17 protein-coding genes are annotated in these 17,977 nt (G+C 39.5%); 11 read left to right on the top strand and 6 right to left on the bottom strand.

Annotated features, from left to right (window positions below; translation table 11 throughout):
• Window positions 1-233 precede the first annotated feature (233 nt).
• From holA to H6F45_RS17430, 3 genes are read left to right on the top strand one after another with little or no spacing between them, the layout of a single operon-like run.
• Complete coding sequence (holA, locus tag H6F45_RS17440; protein ID WP_137668802.1) at window positions 234-1,220, top strand: DNA polymerase III subunit delta; 987 nt, start codon at window positions 234-236, stop codon at window positions 1,218-1,220.
• 38 nt (window positions 1,221-1,258) lie between these two features.
• Complete coding sequence (locus H6F45_RS17435) at window positions 1,259-1,456, top strand: hypothetical protein (RefSeq protein WP_190347928.1); 198 nt, start codon at window positions 1,259-1,261, stop codon at window positions 1,454-1,456.
• Complete coding sequence (locus H6F45_RS17430) at window positions 1,416-1,910, top strand: DUF4168 domain-containing protein (protein ID WP_137668803.1); 495 nt, start codon at window positions 1,416-1,418, stop codon at window positions 1,908-1,910. The genes H6F45_RS17435 and H6F45_RS17430 overlap by 41 nt, the downstream gene beginning before the upstream one ends.
• A gap of 83 nt (window positions 1,911-1,993) precedes the next feature.
• On the opposite strand, the gene H6F45_RS17425 is transcribed toward H6F45_RS17430, so the two are convergent.
• Window positions 1,994-4,696, bottom strand: coding sequence for a DUF3536 domain-containing protein (locus tag H6F45_RS17425; protein WP_137668807.1), 2,703 nt, complete (start codon window positions 4,694-4,696; stop codon window positions 1,994-1,996).
• Between the two features lie 480 nt (window positions 4,697-5,176).
• On the opposite strand from H6F45_RS17425, the gene cax reads away from it, so the two are divergent.
• Window positions 5,177-6,271: a calcium/proton exchanger gene (cax, locus tag H6F45_RS17420; protein WP_096572071.1), complete on the top strand. Its 1,095-nt coding sequence runs from the start codon at window positions 5,177-5,179 to the stop codon at window positions 6,269-6,271.
• Window positions 6,272-6,681: 410 nt separating this feature from the next.
• Here the strand turns inward: cax and H6F45_RS17415 are convergent, their stop codons facing one another.
• From H6F45_RS17415 to H6F45_RS17405, 3 genes are all read right to left on the bottom strand, one after another.
• Window positions 6,682-6,996, bottom strand: a complete 315-nt coding sequence (locus H6F45_RS17415; protein ID WP_096572072.1) for a hypothetical protein — start codon at window positions 6,994-6,996, stop codon at window positions 6,682-6,684.
• 24 nt (window positions 6,997-7,020) lie between these two features.
• Window positions 7,021-7,689, bottom strand: coding sequence for a glutathione S-transferase family protein (locus tag H6F45_RS17410; RefSeq protein WP_096572073.1), 669 nt, complete (start codon window positions 7,687-7,689; stop codon window positions 7,021-7,023).
• Window positions 7,690-7,946: 257 nt separating this feature from the next.
• On the bottom strand, window positions 7,947-8,177 hold the full coding sequence (locus H6F45_RS17405) for a hypothetical protein (RefSeq protein ID WP_096572074.1): 231 nt from the start codon (window positions 8,175-8,177) through the stop codon (window positions 7,947-7,949).
• A 583-nt stretch (window positions 8,178-8,760) separates the two neighbouring features.
• Here H6F45_RS17405 and H6F45_RS17400 point away from each other — a divergent pair.
• The 4 genes from H6F45_RS17400 (at window position 8,761) to H6F45_RS17385 (ending at window position 13,046) form a co-directional block, all read left to right on the top strand.
• Window positions 8,761-9,264, top strand: a complete 504-nt coding sequence (locus tag H6F45_RS17400; RefSeq protein ID WP_236104138.1) for an IS607 family transposase — start codon at window positions 8,761-8,763, stop codon at window positions 9,262-9,264.
• Window positions 9,182-10,426 carry a transposase gene (locus H6F45_RS17395; RefSeq protein ID WP_347237745.1) on the top strand — a complete coding sequence of 415 codons (1,245 nt, stop codon included), beginning with the start codon at window positions 9,182-9,184 and terminating at the stop codon, window positions 10,424-10,426. Before H6F45_RS17400 ends, H6F45_RS17395 begins: the two co-directional genes overlap by 83 nt.
• An 89-nt stretch (window positions 10,427-10,515) precedes the next feature.
• Window positions 10,516-11,091 (top strand): hypothetical protein, encoded by a 576-nt coding sequence (locus H6F45_RS17390; protein WP_137666928.1) that lies wholly within the window; start codon window positions 10,516-10,518, stop codon window positions 11,089-11,091.
• Between the two features lie 131 nt (window positions 11,092-11,222).
• Window positions 11,223-13,046, top strand: coding sequence for a penicillin-binding protein 2 (locus H6F45_RS17385; protein ID WP_190347927.1), 1,824 nt, complete (start codon window positions 11,223-11,225; stop codon window positions 13,044-13,046).
• An 85-nt stretch (window positions 13,047-13,131) separates the two neighbouring features.
• Here the strand turns inward: H6F45_RS17385 and H6F45_RS17380 are convergent, their stop codons facing one another.
• The gene (locus tag H6F45_RS17380; RefSeq protein WP_190347933.1) at window positions 13,132-14,229 is read right to left on the bottom strand and encodes a glutamate--cysteine ligase; all 1,098 of its coding nucleotides are present in this window, start codon (window positions 14,227-14,229) and stop codon (window positions 13,132-13,134) included.
• Between the two features lie 216 nt (window positions 14,230-14,445).
• Between H6F45_RS17380 and H6F45_RS17375 the strand changes: the two genes are divergently transcribed.
• The 3 genes from H6F45_RS17375 to obgE all read left to right on the top strand — a co-directional run bounded on the left by H6F45_RS17375 (window position 14,446) and on the right by obgE (window position 16,640).
• Window positions 14,446-15,105 (top strand): Mo-dependent nitrogenase C-terminal domain-containing protein, encoded by a 660-nt coding sequence (locus H6F45_RS17375; protein ID WP_137666925.1) that lies wholly within the window; start codon window positions 14,446-14,448, stop codon window positions 15,103-15,105.
• A gap of 83 nt (window positions 15,106-15,188) precedes the next feature.
• Window positions 15,189-15,392: a hypothetical protein gene (locus H6F45_RS27355; RefSeq protein ID WP_347237744.1), complete on the top strand. Its 204-nt coding sequence runs from the start codon at window positions 15,189-15,191 to the stop codon at window positions 15,390-15,392.
• 219 nt (window positions 15,393-15,611) lie between these two features.
• Entirely contained in the window at window positions 15,612-16,640 is a 1,029-nt protein-coding gene (gene obgE, locus H6F45_RS17365; RefSeq protein WP_096572078.1) for a GTPase ObgE, read from the top strand.
• 138 nt (window positions 16,641-16,778) lie between these two features.
• Here the strand turns inward: obgE and H6F45_RS17360 are convergent, their stop codons facing one another.
• The gene (locus H6F45_RS17360; RefSeq protein ID WP_190347926.1) at window positions 16,779-17,909 is read right to left on the bottom strand and encodes an acyltransferase family protein; all 1,131 of its coding nucleotides are present in this window, start codon (window positions 17,907-17,909) and stop codon (window positions 16,779-16,781) included.
• Window positions 17,910-17,977 lie beyond the last annotated feature (68 nt).

Here is a 17,977-nt window from a genome sequence, read left to right as displayed (position 1 = left end):
GGACTGGGGACTGGGGACTGGGGACTGGGGACTGGGGACTGGGGACTGGGGACTGGGGACTGGGGACTGGGGACTGGGGACTGGGGACTGGGGACTGGGGACTGGGGACTGGGGACTGGGGACTGGGGACTGGGTAATCAATTTTATGTTTCTCTGTCAACTATCAACATATCAACATATCAACATATCAACTATCAACATATCAACTATCAACTATCAACTATCACCAATTTATGCCAATCTACGTTTACTGGGGTGAAGATGATTTTGCGATGGAAAAGGCGGTTGTAGCTTTGCGCGATCGCGTTCTTGATCCTCTTTGGACAAGCTTTAACTATACCGCTTTTCCCCCAGATCAACCTGATGCAATAATTCAGGCTTTAAATCAAGTTATGACTCCCGCTTTCGGTGCTGGTGGGCGTTTGGTTTGGTTAGTCAATTCTAATTTATGCCAACAGTGTCCAGAAAATGCGTTATCAGAATTACAACGGACTTTACCCGCAATTCCTGAAAATTCCTTTTTATTGGTAACAAGCCGCAGTAAACCTGATGAACGTCTCAAAGCTACAAAATTTATCAAACAATTTGCCGAAATCCGCGAGTTTTCACTTATTCCCCCCTGGAAAACTGAGTTGTTGGTACAAGCTGTCAATGAAGTTGCTCAAGATGTCGGTATCAAATTAACTTCCCAAACTGCGGAAATATTAGCTGAGTCTATAGGCAACGACACCAGGCTTCTCTATACAGAAATGGAGAAATTACGCCTGTTTATGGGAGGTAGTAATAAACCTTTAGATGTGAAAACTGTAACTCAGTTAGTCAGAAATACTACTCAAAACACCTTGCAATTAGCAGCAGCTATTAGAACGGGTGATACAGCTAAAGCTTTGGGTATTGTCGGGGATCTAATAAATGCGGCTGAACCGGGTTTAAGAATTGTTGCCACTTTGATAGGGCAGTTTCGCACATGGCTATGGGTAAAGATTATGATGGAAACAGGAGAGCGCAACCCCCAAGCGATCGCCCAAGCAGCGGAAATCAATAACCCCAAACGTATTTACTTCTTACAGCAAGAAGTCAAATCTCTTTCTGTACAACAACTAATTTCATCTTTACCCCTACTGCTGGAATTAGAAGTTAGCCTCAAACAAGGAGCTTCAGAAACCTCAATCCTACAAACTAAAGTCGTTGAACTATGCCAAGTATATCAGAAACGGTGATTGGTGATTGGTGATTGGTAATTGGTGGTAATTGGTAGTTGGTAATTGGGAAAAATACAAATAACTTCCCCCTGCTTCTTCCCCAGTCCCCAGTCCCAACCTTGATCAAAATTCCGATTTTACCGGAACATCTGATTCCTAAAATAAATCAAACCTACTATCATATCTCTACTATTATTCTGTGTCATCTATCGTATGCAGGAAAATTATTTTGTCTTTTTGCGAACTTCAATTAAACATAAACTTTCTGAGTCCTTGGTATTTGCAACTCTCGCCGCTGCGAGTTTAATTGCTACTTTGGGTTTGACTGTGAAAGCAGATGCTCAAATTCCGCCAGTTGATAATGCAGAAGTTACTAACTATGCCCAGTCTGTATTAGAAATGGAGCCAAAGCGCCAAATTGCGTTTAAAGAAATTAAAAAACTTATTGGTGGAGAAGAAATTCCCAAAATTGTCTGTAATGACCCTAACAGCATGAATTCCCTACCAAACAAGGCCAGGGAGATAGCTGTTAATTATTGTAACGATTCTCAAAACATAGTATCAGCCAATAATTTAAGCATTGCCCGGTTTAATCAAATTACTGTCGAAATTCAAAGCAACGCCGATTTGAAGCGTCAGATATATAATACTTTGCTGCGGTTGCAAAATGAATCTGCTTCTAAATCGGGTGCGCGTAATAGCCGTTAGATATTGGCAAAGGTAGGGATCAGGGAGCAGGGAGAAATTATTTGTATTTTCCCAGTCACCAATCACCAATCACCAGTCACCGATCACCGATCACCAATCATGCTGACATCAACGGCTAATTTCTGCCCCAATTTTAGCAGATGACGACACTGATTAGCTTCGGTTGGGTTGTTCAAGTTAGTGAGACACAGGGGAACTATTTGACTATGTAAACAACTAAAGTATAGTTCTTGGGATTTTTCCAGAGAAATACCCAAATTTAACTGATATCCCACATCAATCAACTTTTCTAGCCTTTGGATATCTGTACTAAAAGAACCATTCGCCTCGTGTAATAATTGCCACAGCAAACGCACAATTAACTGTTCTAATATCTGTTTGCCTTCTGGTATATTTAGCTGACAACGCAAATGTTTAGCTTCAGTGGCGATCGCCTCTAATTCTAAAATGTGATTCCAACTTAATTGGGTTTCGGTGATATCTTGCTCTAGGCTACGCAATGTCATCATACAGCGATAACCTAAAGCTATCTCCGCTGCTACTTGCAATTCTTGAGGAACTGTTAACCCATCCCGATGAAAAGCCATAATCACACCGTAGTTTTCCCTGTATGTCTGGGTATACAATTGGTCTAATCTATTCAGTGTTTCCTGACTTAACAGCCGCATAATACGATGACGTTCTTCTGCAAACAGATTTTGCAAACTAAAGGCTTCATCACCAAAAATCTTTGTCATTGCCAAAATAGCATGAGCCGCGCTGGCCTGTTGCAAAGATGTAAATAGAGTTTCTTTGAGGTGACTATAATCACGTCTACCTGTAAACTGTTGAATGCAGCAGTGAAAATCCCAACCGCCTAAATGCAACACTGCAAATACTAAATTTTCACTTTCCCAAGTAATTTCTGACACTAATTTCAAGTGTCCCACCGCCATAGTTAACGCGCCCATGCGTTGCAGTTGGTAATCTAACTCATTGGCTGTGTAGCAATAAACACGCTTTTGATAAGTTTCCAGATTTTCCGATCTGTCTTGTGTGGAGATCGCATTATTGTGATTGTTGAATAAGGAAGTAATCGCATAATGGGCAGCAACTTGTTTAAATCCAATTTGGGCAGTTAGCACCAATTGACGATAAACTTCTGCACCATGTTTAAAGTGTTCCACATTGCTGTGAGCTAAACCCAAACGTTTGAGGAAACCTTTTTCCAACTGCACACCTGCCACATCTCCTGCTAATTCTAAAGCACGAGCAGCATAGCGGAGAATTTGCGTTCCTTCTGGTCTGGATAACTCTTCAAAAAACCAACCACAACTGGTAAACATAAATAAGGCGTGGCGCTGCATTTCCAACAAACGCAAAGCATCTATCTGTTCTGTAGCAGTAAGTTTGTGGGTTTGATGACGGGAGAGAAAACGGGTGACATTAGCAGGAGAGCGATCGCGTAAAATTTCAATATATTCATCCCTTGCTAACCAGGGATCACGAAATAACTTTCTCCCATATTCCTCATACACTTCAATTAACTGATCCCGCAACCAGTTCAACGCACTGCGTAACGGCTTGCGCCATTTTTGATGCCAAACACCACCTTCTCCACCACAACCACAATCATCTTGCCATCTATCCACACCATGAGCGCAACTCCAAGCGGTGACAGGTTTTAACTCCACTTCCCAACTCGGAGGATTTAAACTTAAATAGTGAGCAAAATTTGTTACCGTCCAACCGTGACGGGGAAACTCACCAATAAAAGCATAGGCTAAAGTTTTCTCAGTTCCCTTTTTGTGATGTCCAAAGGTTTCCCCATCGGTAGCTACAGATATTAACTGTGCGGGACGATGATCCCCGCGTACTGCTGCACCTACTCTACCTGCAAAGTGGTGAGAACTATAAACCACATCACTAAAACCCATATCCCGTGATATCGGACCATCGTAGAAAAAGATATCAATATAAGGTAAACCTTCTGTGTTTTCTAGAGAAGTGGTTTTAGTCACACTCAAAGGTGAAGATGTGGTTTGCAGAGTTGGCTTTAAATAACAACGATAAGGACGAGTAGGATCAATCTGACTACCTCCAACTTCATGCCATTTAGGGTGGGGATCATGTTCTGTGGCGAAAGGACGACAACGTTGAGCTTGGGATGGTGCAAGGACAATAAAACGAATGCCTTCGGAAATGAGAGCTTTGATAGTTGCATAATCAACCGCCGTTTCTGCTAACCAGATACCTTCGGGATCACGACCAAAACGAGATTTAAAGTCTGCTTTGCCCCAGCGAATTTGTGTATATTTATCTCGTTCATTAGCTAAAGGCATGATAATGTGATTATAGACTTGGGCGATCGCATTGCCATGACCATTTAACCTTTGACTACTCTTAGCATCAGCTTCTAAAATTCGTTGATAAACTTCTACATCGTAGCGCTCCAACCACGACATCAGAGTAGGACCAATATTAAAGCTCATGTACTCATAATTATTGACGATCCCCAATAATTCATTTTTGTCATTTAGCACTCTAGCAAAGGCATTGGGGCGATAACATTCCCAATGAATGCGCTCATTCCAATCATGAAAAGGGGTAGCACTAGGTTGACGTTCAATGGCATCTAAATAAGGGTTTTCTCTAGGTGGTTGATAAAAATGTCCATGCACCGTCACGTATACACCACGGGGTTTTTTCAGGGGATCATTTTCAGTCAGGTGTTGAGAATCTGGTTCTGATTGATTTAATGTTAATGTTAAGCCAGAGTTTACTGGCAATTCAGCAGCAGATGTCATCATATTTTTATCCCAATTAAAATTACAGGTCAAATTGCAATTGTGGCGAAAGTGTGTGTTATGTGTACCTTTTTACATTTGTTTTATGGTCTAATCCGCTTTAAACAACAGCTTGAAAATCAAACCGAATCAGAATTTTGGCAAAAATTGTCTCAATATGTCAGGAAATCTGCATTCTCGCGCAACTGTTCCCTCGTAGATGAAAAATGATCAAAGATGGCATAAAATTTCATATTGGGGATTATATCACTGGCAACGCTCATCAGCCAAGACAATTAACGGTATTGTAATCTATTAAAACCCATTTTTGTGATAAAACCCAAGTTGAAAGTCATACTTTTGCAACAAAATATTGCAATATTGAATTAAATCGTCATCTTATTTTATATATCTGCGGAAATCATTGAAACAGTAGAATTTCCGAAAGCTTGACAGTATCCTATATCTTGGTTATACCTATCCAAAATTCGAGATCATATAATGTCAACTAAAAACATCATTTTTCTTGGCCTATTAGTTTTTATCCCCATTTCCCTAGCAGCGCACTTTTTAGAGTGGGGAGAATTGGTAGTATTCATCACCGCAGGATTAGCTATTTTGCCCCTAGCCGCTTGGATGGGTGCAGCTACCGAAGAAATTGCTGTAGTTGTCGGTCCGGTGCTGGGAGGGTTATTAAACGCTACCTTTGGTAATGCTACAGAATTGATCATAGCCTTGGTTGCCCTCAATGCTGGACTGATAGAAGTCGTTAAAGCCAGTATCACAGGTTCAATTATCGGTAACTTACTGCTAGTTATGGGTCTTTCTATGTTATTAGGCGGACTACGTTACAAGGAACAAACTTTTGAATCGGTGGTAGCTAGGGTAAATGCTTCGTCGATGAATTTGGCGGTTATAGCAATTTTGCTACCCACAGCTATGAACTACACTTCCATTGGCATTAGTGAAAAAGTAGTACAAAATCTGTCTCTAGCTGTGGCTGTAGTCTTAATTTTAGTTTATGGCTTGACACTGCTATTTTCTATGAAAACTCACGCCTATTTATATGATGTAGGTGTAGCAGAGATAGAAGAAGCTGAAGAAACTCCCCATGAAAAACCCAATCTTTGGTTGTGGAGTGGTGTACTCTTAGTTTGCACTCTGCTGGTGGCTTTAGAATCAGAATTATTGGTAGATTCTTTGGAAGTAGCTACTTCTAAACTAGGTTTAACAGCTTTGTTTACAGGGGTAATTTTAGTTCCCATTGTTGGTAATGCTGCTGAACACGCTACGGCTGTAACTGTGGCCATGAAAGATAAAATGGATCTTTCTTTATCTGTTGCGGTGGGTTCAAGTATGCAAATAGCGTTATTTGTTGCTCCTGTTTTGGTTATTGCAGGTTGGTTTATGGGTCAACCAATGGATTTAGATTTTAATCCTTTTGAACTGGTAGCTGTAGCGGTATCGGTTTTAATTGCCAATAGCATTAGTTCTGATGGTAAGTCTAATTGGTTGGAAGGAACTTTACTTTTAGCTGCTTATACAGTTTTAGGTTTTGCTTTTTATTTCCACCCGGTTACTAACAGTATCGGTTAGTGATTCAGTTTTGATACTCCCCACGGCTAAAAGCCGGGGGATTCTTGAATAGTCCACAAACGAACCTTCAACGGTGCTATCAAACCCACATTCCGCACCCCCTAGTGTCACAATCGGTAATTTCGGATTTTTGAATACCTTTGAGGATAATTTTGATACAAAATAGTCTAAATCTTAGGTGGCGATAGCGAAGCGCTGCTGCAAGCAGTTCGCCAATCTCAAATCCCCAAACGGTCAATCTTCGTTGTGTGACAGTTTAGGGTGCGGAAGGTGGGTTTCAAGGGGAAAAAACCCAAAAAAAATCCGCCCTTTAAGGGAGAGGTCATTGTCAATTTTTAATTGTTAATTGTCCATTATTGAAGAGCCTCAAACCTTTGATTTATGAGGCTTTTTGGTTTATTCAGCAACCCCTAAATATCTAAAAAAGGGAAAAGCTGTAATAATGTCTTGCGTAACTGTAACAGAAATATTTTTTCTCGGATTTGAGCATTAAGTTTTGGTGGGGGGCTGGTTTGTAGTTGCGCTTGTATTTGGGCATATTCAGCAGCAGTTAAGAGTTTACCATCAATAGGCGATCGCCCAATGGTAATAATCTCTGTCCGCAATATCTCCTCTGGTATATCCTCCACAGGTGGTAATGCCATGACCTTTGTTCCCCAATGGCTACTAACCACCACTAACATAGCGGTACTTATACCCAAAAACCAAAATTTCATACATCTCATTTTTGACTTTTGACTTTTGACTTTTTACAGTCCTGGTGGTAATGCTTCACCACACAATTGATGAATTTTGACAATGCGTTCAAACAACCAAGGATATCCTTGACGATATTGAGGAATAAGTGCTAGAGGACTCAATAAAGCGGCTGCGGCAATATCAGCTACACTCAAATGATCGCCTACTAAATATTCGCTGCTTCGCCAGCGTTTAGATAATTCTTCTAGGGCAATTGTCAGCCTTTTAGTAGCTAATTCTACACTAGCATTGTTAATACCATATTGTTTCCTAACCACACCAATCACTATTTGACTGGATAAAGAGGGATCAATGTTTTTACCTTCACCAGCCCGAAAATGATAATATACAAACCTTGTAGCAGTACCAATGCTTTCATCTAACCAGTCTTCCAGCATCAAAGCTTCTGTTTGTTGTTCCGGGTTACTGAAAAATAATGAAGGTTCTGGTTGATACGATTCTAAAAATTTTAAAACTTGCGTAGAGTCGCCAATAGCTTGGGGTTGTCCCTCTATTTGCGGCAACAAAACAGGCAGAGTAGTTAAACCTGTTAATGGCTTCACCTTGAGGATGTGCAAGCCAGGAGTGAGATTTTCTACCTGATAATTAATACCCTTGTAACCTAAAACCAGTCGAGCTTTACGACAATAGTGAGATGTACTGAATTGCAGTAGCAACATAAAGCTACTTTCTAAGTAAAGACAATTGTTGCAATCATGGACAATGAACAATTGACAATTACCGAAACAATTATCAATTGATAACCATAAGCGGATTGATTCGATTTTATCATAGTCGAGTCGCTCCGCTTTGGTTTTGATGGTCCTGCCAAGAAGGTTATCTCATACTGTTTACCATTCTGGATGCCTGATCAAATTATTTATGTGATTGCGATGCAGAGAGAATCGCTATCCTCAATAAATTATCGTATCCAGTCTTAGTTTGGAGTAGCAGCGGGGGTAGCTTCTGGTGTTGTTGTAGCAGCGGGGGTAGCTTCTGGTGTTGTTGTAGCAGAAGCGGGGGTAGCACCAGTGTCAGCAGGCTCGCCAGCTGCTGGTGTAGCAGCGGGAGTAGTGGTAGTACCAGCGGGATTGCCACCACCTTCACAAGCTCCCAGAGTGGTAGCCAGACTTAACATGAGAGCCAAACCAAAGATTTTTGTTTTCATAACTCCTCTTTCACCAATTAAGGCAATACTAAAAATTGCTCTGTTGACTACAATAGCTTATTTGTCGATTTTTTTGAAATGCTTTGAGAGTAGAAATTTCCACCCAACTTTTGGGTAATCTCTAACGGTAAACCAATATGAGTATTAGGTATTGCTTCTGACTGCTCTGCATTGCCATAATTTTAAATGTATTAAGTTTAAGTACAAAATCTATCATTTACAAAAATCATGACTGCTGTCCGCAAATTAGCTGTTGCTACAAAAAGTGCCTGGTTCAAGCGAAATTTGACCCCACCCTGGGGTCCTCACAAGGGTAGGTATTTTACATTTTCGTGAGGGCAAGACTTGGGGGACAAGGAAGGACAGTGGACAAGGGAGGAAAACCGTACAAATAATGTACAATTGGTAACAAAAACTGAGGCTAAACAGACCTTGTTTTGTAGAAAATCTTCCTTGTCTACAATACCTCCTTGTCTTCGGTGGTCCTGCCTCAACAGATAATATTAAAAACCTACCCCTGCGGGGAGGAAATTAGCTAGTTAATCATTTGCTAACTTTCGCTAACTAATGCTATACTTTCCTCATGGCATACATACCACTCAGAAAAGCGGTCGAATTTCTGGGATTGCATCCAAACACTTTAAGGAGATATGCAGATGAGGGGAAAATCAAAAGCATTAAAAACCCAGCAGGGCAAAGATTGTACGATGTCGAATCATACATCAGGGGCGATTCAACTAGAACTCCCACTATTTGCTACTGTCGGGTTAGCTCCTCAAAGCAGCGAGATGACCTCGATAGACAAATCGCTTATATGCAATCCCTCTACCCAGACGCAGAAATCATCAAAGATATTGGCTCAGGACTCAACTTCAAAAGAAAAGGTCTGCGCTCCCTATTGGACAGACTTCTGCAAGGAGATAAGTTCATCCTTGTTGTTGCCTGTCGGGACAGACTCGCAAGATTTGGATTTGAGCTTGTACAATATATGGTCGAGCAAAACGGTGGACAAATCGTGGTTCTCGACAAAACTGTACACTGTCCACAATCAGAACTTACCCAAGTGGTTCGGCTTCGCTCACCATAAAATTTACTATCAATCCTTCACATCTTTTCCTGTAGAATGCAGGACTGGAGAAAATACTTTAAAAAAATCAAAGAGGATTTATCTGAAATTGAGTCCTGCACAGAAAAGGAAGGTTAAATATTGGTTTGGTGTTTCCAGATTTGTTTATAACGAAACAATTCGGTATTTACAAACTCCAGAAACAAAAGCCAACTGGAAAGGGATAAAAACTGGGATTATCCAAGGATTACCTGAATGGTGTAAAGATGCGCCATATCAAATTAAATCTATTGCCATTAAAGATGCTTGCCAAGCTGTTAAAAATGCTAAGAAAAAGTATATTAATGGTGGTGGAATTAGCAGGTGTAGATTCAGAACCAAAAAAGATCCTGTGCAGTCTTGTTATATTCCCAAATCTGCCGTAAAAGATGCAGGAATTTATCACACTGTGTTAGGAGAGCTAAAATATAAAGATCCTCTCCCTGATGGGTTTGGAGATTGTAGATTAGTCTCATTTTACGGAGATTATTACATCTGCTTACCAATAGAAAGTCTACGGCATAAAACCGAGAACCAAGGTCGTGTTGTAGCTTTAGATCCCGGAATTAGAAATTTTTTAACCTTCTTTGCGGATAATTGCTTTGGATGGTTAGGCGAAAATGCTAATCTAAGAACCCAGAAACTTTGTTTCAAATTAGATAAGTTAATTAGCAAAATATCTAAGGCTAAGAGCAAACAGAAGAAGAGATTAAAAAATGCAGCAACTCGGCTAAGAGGAAAGATTAAATATCTAGTAGACGAGTTGCATAAAAAGACAGCTAGATTTTTGGTTGATAATTTTGATGTGATTCTACTTCCTACTTTTGAGACATCTATGATGTCTAGAAAAGTCAAGAGAAGGATTAAGTCTAAATCAGTCCGACAAATGCTTACTTTAAGTCACTACAAATTCAAGCAATTTATCAAACATAAAGCGCACGAATTTAATAAAATAGTGGTTGATGTTAATGAAGCATACACTTCAAAAACAGTAAGTTGGACTGGTGAAATCATCAATAATCTAGGGGGATCTAAAACTATCAAATCTCGGATAGATGGTAAAACTATGAACCGAGATTTGAATGGTGCGCGAGGAATTTATGTCTCGGCTTGCGCTCGACACAAGTCTTCGTGCATTGGTTGATACGCCTTGGTTGAGAGATAATCTCAACTTATGCATTTGTTAGCATTAGTTAGCAAAAAGGTATCGGCTCTAGTATCCTGTTAAAAAATATGCAAACAAATTCTAAATCGAATAGTGCATCCACAGTAGTGCGCTCTAAAAGAAAACGTAATTCCCCTAGAAAAATATCAACTTCTCTAGTCAGTGAGGCAGTAGTATCAACATTGGAGAAAAATTCTGGACAAAAAACAGTCACAAATACCACAAATGTGAATGGGCAGTCCAAGGATAAACACCTAAATGAGATGTCTACTGCTGCATCCACACCGATATGGTTGCTACGCTTGCACGCTGTCTATCGTTATTCCTCAGCTGCGACATTTGTATCTGTGGCTGCAACACTGGTGGTTTATGGTTTGACAGTCTATTCTCAAGAGCTTTGGAGTCAATATTACCGCACTCTGCAAAGCCTACAACGTCATGAGCGGCAGTTGAACACAATCAATGCAGCACTGATCAAAAAAATGGCTGAAGAGGGAGAAAAAGCAGAAGCAGGACTAAGATTACCAACTCCAGGGGAGACAATTTTTTTGCCACCAACATCCCCTAGTCCAAAGTCAGCATCCTCAAGTATAATTCCCAATTCACAAGTGCAGTCCCAAACTTCCTCTCCATTAGGATATTAAAATTTAAAGAGATTGGTGATTGCTAATTGATTACCCCTATTCCCTGTTCCCTGTTCCCTATTCCCTGTTCCCTATTCCCTGTTCCCTGTTCCCTGTTCCCTAACAACTGAGAACTGACACAAAAAAACCCAATGCAGAAGTCACCAAGCCGAACAAAATTGAGAAATTTGCAGAATTTAAAGTTTACAAGGCGGCGCAAGTTCTACAAACAAGCTGTACCAGAGAATGGTTTTCCTCAAGCTCAAGCAACCAATCCCAAGTCTCGACTGTTGATAGTTTGGGGTATATTGGTTGCTGCTGGGTTGGGGTTGGCTTTCAATTTGTATCGACTGCAAATTATTGATGGTGCAAAACTCACTCAAAGGGCAAGAAACCAGCAAATGGTGAATGTGCGTCCTTTTATACCCCGTCGCCCAGTGGTTGATCGCAATAACAATATGTTGGCCATTGACCGTCCAGTATATACCCTGTATGCCCATCCCAAACTATTTGATAAGTCTAAGGAGGAAATAGCAGAAAAAATTGCACCAATTCTCAACAAAGATGCTCGTCAGTTAGTAAAAACATTTGAAAGTAGAAGCAGCGGTATTCTAATTGCTAATGGTATTGGCGAAAATATTGCCGATCGCTTGATTTCATTCCGCTTGAATGGCTTGGAATTTATTCAAAAATATTCCCGTTTCTACCCACAAGATGATTTGGTTGCTAATGTAGTGGGCTATGTTAATCTTGACCGTCAGGGTCAGGCGGGGGTTGAATATAGTCAAGAGACACTATTGGAACGCTCCAGGCAAACAGTGCGTCTCAGTCGGGCTGGTAACGGCGCAATTATGCCAACCTATGCACCAGAAGGATTTTTGCATTCTGATGATTTAAAACTGCAACTCACTATTGATAATCGTTTACAACGGGCAGCCCGGACGGCACTCAAAGAACAGATTGACAAGTTTCAGGCTAAACGCGGTGCTGTAATTGTGATGGATGCCACCGATGGTTCATTATTGGCCTTGGTTTCTCATCCTACCTATAATGCAAATCAATATTCCAAAGCAGATATTTCACTGTTTAGAAATTGGCCTGTCGCGGATCTTTATGAACCAGGTTCTACTTTTAAACCTTTAATTGTGGCGATCGCTCTGGAAAATGGTGTCATCAAACCAGAGGATGTATTTAATGACCCAGGTACTATTAAAGTCGCTGACCGCATTATCAAAAACGCAGAAATTAACAGTTTTAGACGAATTAATATTGCCGAAATTTTACAAACTTCTAGCAACGTTGGTATGGTACAAATTATCCAACGTCTGAAGCCGAGAACATATTATAACTGGTTAGAAAAACTGGGACTAGGACAAAAAATGGATACAGATTTGCCTTTTGCAGTCAGTGGCAGTCTCAAAAGGCAAGAAAAATTCCTATCCTCTAATCTAGAACCAGCAACTACTTCTTTTGGGCAAGGTTTTTCTTTGACACCTTTACAACTGGTGCAAATGCACGGCGCTTTGGCTAATGGTGGTAAATTGATAACACCCCATGTAGTTGAAGGCTTGATTGATAATCAAGGTAAAATTCACTACTCACCTAATCTACCAGCACCACGCCAGATTTTCTCACCTACAACTACCCAAAAGGTCATGGACATGATGGAAACTGTGGTTTCTCAGGGAAGTGGTAAAGCTTCTCAAATCAAAGGATACGGTATTGCAGGTAAAACCGGTACAGCCCAAAAAGCCTCTCCTAAAGGTGGATATATTCCCGGTGCAAGAATTACTAGCTTTGTGGGTATTGTCCCAGCAGAAGCCCCCCGTTATGTAGTTTTGGCAATAGTCGATGAACCAAAAGGAGCAAATGCCTATGGTGGAACTGTGACAGCGCCTATTGTTAAATCTGTAATGGAAGTGCTTATTCCTATGCAGAAGATTCCACCAAGTCAGCAGGTGACAGGTGATAATTGATAATTGATAATTGATAATTGATAATTGATAATTGATAATTGATAGTTGTTTTTATCCAATTACCAATTACCAATTACCAATTACCTCAAACATAAGTTCTCTTGATTGTTTCTTCAATTGAACCTAGATTTTCAAACATTTCAATTAGTTGATGGGATTTGGTTTTGCGATTTGCCAAAATATCTTTTAATGGGGCTAAAAATTTAATATCTGGGTCATTTTCTAGAGCATTTTCAGCAGCGTGTAAAACTTTGGTGGCATTTAGAAAAATATCATCATGATCAAATCCTGCTTTGGCTGAAATTTGATGTAAAGTTGTATCAGGTACAATAGCTCTACCTTCCAAGGTTTTATCTAAAGCCAAACCTTTTAACAGTGCCAGTAACCCTGCATAAATAGAAAAATTATCACAGCTATCACAAGCTTTAAATTCGATTCTTCCTACTTCTGCGGGAATGCGGGCAATTTTCGTTAATGAAGGTACACTTTTAATTAAATGTTCCTGGTTTTCCACAAACACTAATGTTGCTGATCTTTTGCCAGTTCTGATAAATGTCCTCACTGATAAACCTTCCCATAAACTGCCATTATAAAACGGAGAACTGTAACTAAAAGGAACAATAAAAGGACTGTAATAGGTCAGTTTTTTCCCAATATCAATTACATTTTCTATAGGCAAATCTGCTATGGAAATATTTAAATCTGGACCATAGGAAACCATGTAAATATGGGCAGTTTGTTCATCTGGATAAGCTTGTAATTGCCTAAGTTCAAAATCATTTAATGGTGGTTGGGGTTCAAAAACACAAGTATAGGGATTAAAACTGATTAAAACAGGAGAAAAACCAAAACTAGCAGCTGTCTCACGTAGTAAAGAAAAACTAGCTGTTAATTCATCAATTGCACCTTGAATAGTAGAATTTATAGTAGTTCTAATTTCGATGCCTTTAGCTACACAATCAATTACTGCTTCTGAATCAGCAAATCTTTCAAAACCCTCAATATACCATCGCTTCTTTTTAATACCAGCATCACCAACCCTCAATTGTGGGTAGTCATGGGGGTAAAGAGGTAATTTGTCAACTATTTGCTGAAAATCAGCAAATTTTGTACAAGAGAAATCAGCAAACTTTCCTTCATGGTTAAGAAAAGCAACTTCATGTTCAATTCCGAAAAAAAACATAGGTGATTGGTGATTGGTGATTGGTGATTGGTGATTGGGCATTATTAGATTATTAATCTTCCCCTGCCTTTTGCCTCCTTTAAAGTAGTAAATAGAAAAAATTATCAATAATCTTTGTAAAAGGGATTTTAGCGCAAAACAGACGATTGGGGTAGTTTAGAAATGAATGATTGATAATATCTTGAATGTCTTGAATATCTTGAGGCGTGAGTTTTTATGACAAGTGCGGTTAAAACCCCCTACAGTAGCGAACAAATTACGGTTTGGTTACGTGGACTACTAACTATTGCTTGGGCTGATGGTAATTTTGATGCCCAAGAACAGGAGTTAATTAACAGCATTACCAAAGATGAATTAGCCCCTTGTCTGAAATGGGATTCATTAGAGATAATTACACCTGAAGAATTAGCTGCTGTGTTGGGTAAAGGTACAGCAGTTGGGGAAAATTTTTTGCGGACAGCAGTGATGGTGGCGATCGCTGATGGAATATATTCTCCCAGCGAAGAAAAAATTTTACACAAGTTTTGTCAAGCTTTGGAATTAGACACCCAAGCCCTCACAGCTTTACGTCACACATTGGAACATCCCAAACAAGTACAAGAAACCACCCTACACCCACCAGATATATTGCACCCGCTTCGGGATTGGTTAGACGGGTTAGAAATTCATGATCCTAGAGTGGCCAGATTTTTATGTAAAATGATTCCTTCCCAGTGTCCTTTTGAAAGAGATGTCACCCTATTTGGTAAAAAAATAGTCCATATTCCCCCAATGTGCAAAATCAACCCATTGTATGAACAATTAGTAGGTTTACGCTTTCGCGCTCTTTCCTACCTTGCTGATGAATGTCAGGAGGATGTTTCACAGTATATTTAGGCATTAGGTATGGAGCATGGAAGATTTTTTATGCTCTATTCCCGCCCTTAACAAATAAACCAGGTGCATAAGTCTTGTATTTAATGAATAGACCAGATTTTGAAAATTTAGAGGTTTACAAATTAGCTGAAAAGTTAGCTAATCAAATTTGGTATATTGTTAAAGAATGGGACTATTTCGCCAAGGATACTATAGGCAAGCAAATTGTGAGGCTGCTGATAGTGTTTGTACCAATATTGAGGAAGGCAGGGGGCGATATAATGACCAAGATAATCGCTGATTTGTAAAAATTGCTAGAGGGTCTTTATATTAAACAATAAGTTTGTTAAGACTAGCATACTCTAGACAATTATTAACCAATGAACAAATAAACCGATTCAAACCAATTATTGAGGAACTGTTACCTAAACTTAGTGCTTACTTAAAATCAATAGGAAACAGAAAAGACAACTAATAGCTAATTTTCAATGCCCAATGCCCAATGCCCAATGCCCAATAATTAAATTATGCAATTTATCGATCAAGCAGTAATTGAAGTTCAAGCCGGTAAAGGTGGCGATGGTATCGTCGCTTTTCGCAGAGAAAAATATGTACCAGCAGGTGGTCCTTCTGGTGGTAACGGAGGAAAAGGTGGTTCAGTGATTTTTGTGGCTGATACCAACTTACAAACCTTATTAGACTTTAGATATAAACATATATTTAAAGCCGATAATGGTGGTCGTGGTGGTCCTAATAATTGTACAGGTGCAAACGGCAAAGATTTAATTATTGAAGTTCCCTGTGGTACTGCCATTTATGATGGGGAAACGGACGCTTTGTTATGTGATTTAGTTGAACCTGGACAACGTTTTCTGGCTGCTGAAGGTGGCAAAGGTGGTTTAGGAAATCAACATTTTTTAAGTAACCGTAACCGCGCCCCAGAATATGCCCTTCCTGGTTTAGAAGGTGAACATAAATTTTTACGTTTGGAGTTGAAACTGTTAGCAGAAGTGGGAATTATTGGTTTACCAAATGCTGGTAAATCAACTTTAATTTCTTCTTTGTCTGCTGCACGTCCGAAAATCGCTGATTATCCTTTTACAACTCTTGTTCCTAATTTGGGAGTAGTGAAAAAACCCACAGGTGATGGTACTGTTTTTGCAGATATTCCTGGTTTAATTGAAGGTGCTTCTCATGGTGCTGGTTTGGGTCATGATTTTTTGCGGCACATTGAAAGGACTAGGGTTTTATTACACTTAATTGATGCTACAAGTGAAGATGTAATTGGTGATTTCCATACTATTCAAGAAGAACTCAAAGCTTACGGAAGGGGTTTGGCTAAACGTCCGCAAATTTTGGCGTTAAATAAAATTGATGCGGTTGATAGGGCAAGTGTTGATTTAGAGGCTTTAGCTACACAATTAAATCATCTTTCTTTAGCTCCGGTTTTTATTATTTCGGCTGTAACTCGCACTGGTTTAGATGAGTTGATGCAGGAAATTTGGCGAGTGGTTGATGAAGTGAATGCTTTGGAAGCTGCGGAGGTTGGGGTGTAGTTGATGTAAGGATTTTGTTGAGTAAATGTCCGCAAATGCGGACTCATTTTTACTATTTTCGTAATTATTTGGAAACAATATCTAACAAAATATTGGACAGGCATCTTGCCTGTCCCACAAAGGTTTTAATTACATTATTTACACTTTAATAAACCAGCGTTTCTGATACATTAAAACCGCCACACCATACCAAAACAACAGGGTAAAAAGTGCAAATAAAAATGAACCGTTGGCATTTCCCGCCCACGATGCCAAGATATTTTGATAAATCCAATTGTAGATACTAATGGCATTTTCACCAGTACCAATTTGAGTTCTTACTGTGACTTTGATTAACAAAACTGAGGCGATAAAAATAGCGATCGCATTTAACCCCATCACCTCAAAAGGTTTACTCCAGCGTTTTATCCCTCTCACTTCTATCAATTCATAACAACCCGCTAATAACATTAACCCCCAACCGCTGGTAAACAAAACATAGGAACTTGTCCAGAGTTTCTTGTTAATGGGAAATGCTACATCCCAAATAATTCCAATTACTAAACAACACAAACCAAATAAAACTAAATCCATGCTAGTTTGTGAATTAGCCTGTTTTTTATTTTTAATCCAGTCTCCTGCAAAATAACCGACTAAAACGCTAACTATTGCTGGAATTGTACTATATAATCCTTCTGGATCTCCCATGAAATTAAACCCATCACCTTTATATAAATGTGGTTTGGGAATAATTAATCTGTCAATAAATGCGCCAAAATTACCTTCCCGCGTCAGCACTCCCGCACCATAACCGGGAACAGGGACATACATCATTGTTATCCAATAACCAATAAGTAATATTCCTGCTAATATCCATTGACTTTTGCGGGGTAATTTTAAAACTATCAAAGATGCAAAAAGGTAAGTTAAACCTATTCTTTGCAATACCCCCATCAAGCGGAGACTACTAAAGTCAAAAGTCCAAACACCTTTATTCCAAAAGCCGTTAAGTATTAATCCTAATACAAAGAGAATAGCAGCGCGGCGCAGAATACGTAAGTAAACAGTTTTGGTAGGTTTGTTATTAGCGGTGTACTTTGATAAAGAGAAATTCATTGCTACACCAACAATGAACAGAAAGAAAGGAAATACTAAATCGGTGGGTGTACAACCGTTCCAGTCCGCATGATCTAAAGGGGGATATTTAGCCTCTGCGACTCCCGCCATATTGACAAGAATCATACCCGCAATAGTAATACCACGAAATACATCCAGTGAAGTCAGGCGCATAAGCGAAATAGTTTTTTTTGATGAATATTAAACTACCCTGCTTGATGCACGTTATCAAGAAAAAAAAT

It is taken from the genome of Sphaerospermopsis sp. FACHB-1194, assembly GCF_014696235.1.
Classification (GTDB): domain Bacteria; phylum Cyanobacteriota; class Cyanobacteriia; order Cyanobacteriales; family Nostocaceae; genus Sphaerospermopsis; species Sphaerospermopsis kisseleviana.
The sequence above is the reverse complement of the archived record's forward strand: the minus strand, read 5'-3'. Positions and strand labels throughout refer to the sequence as shown.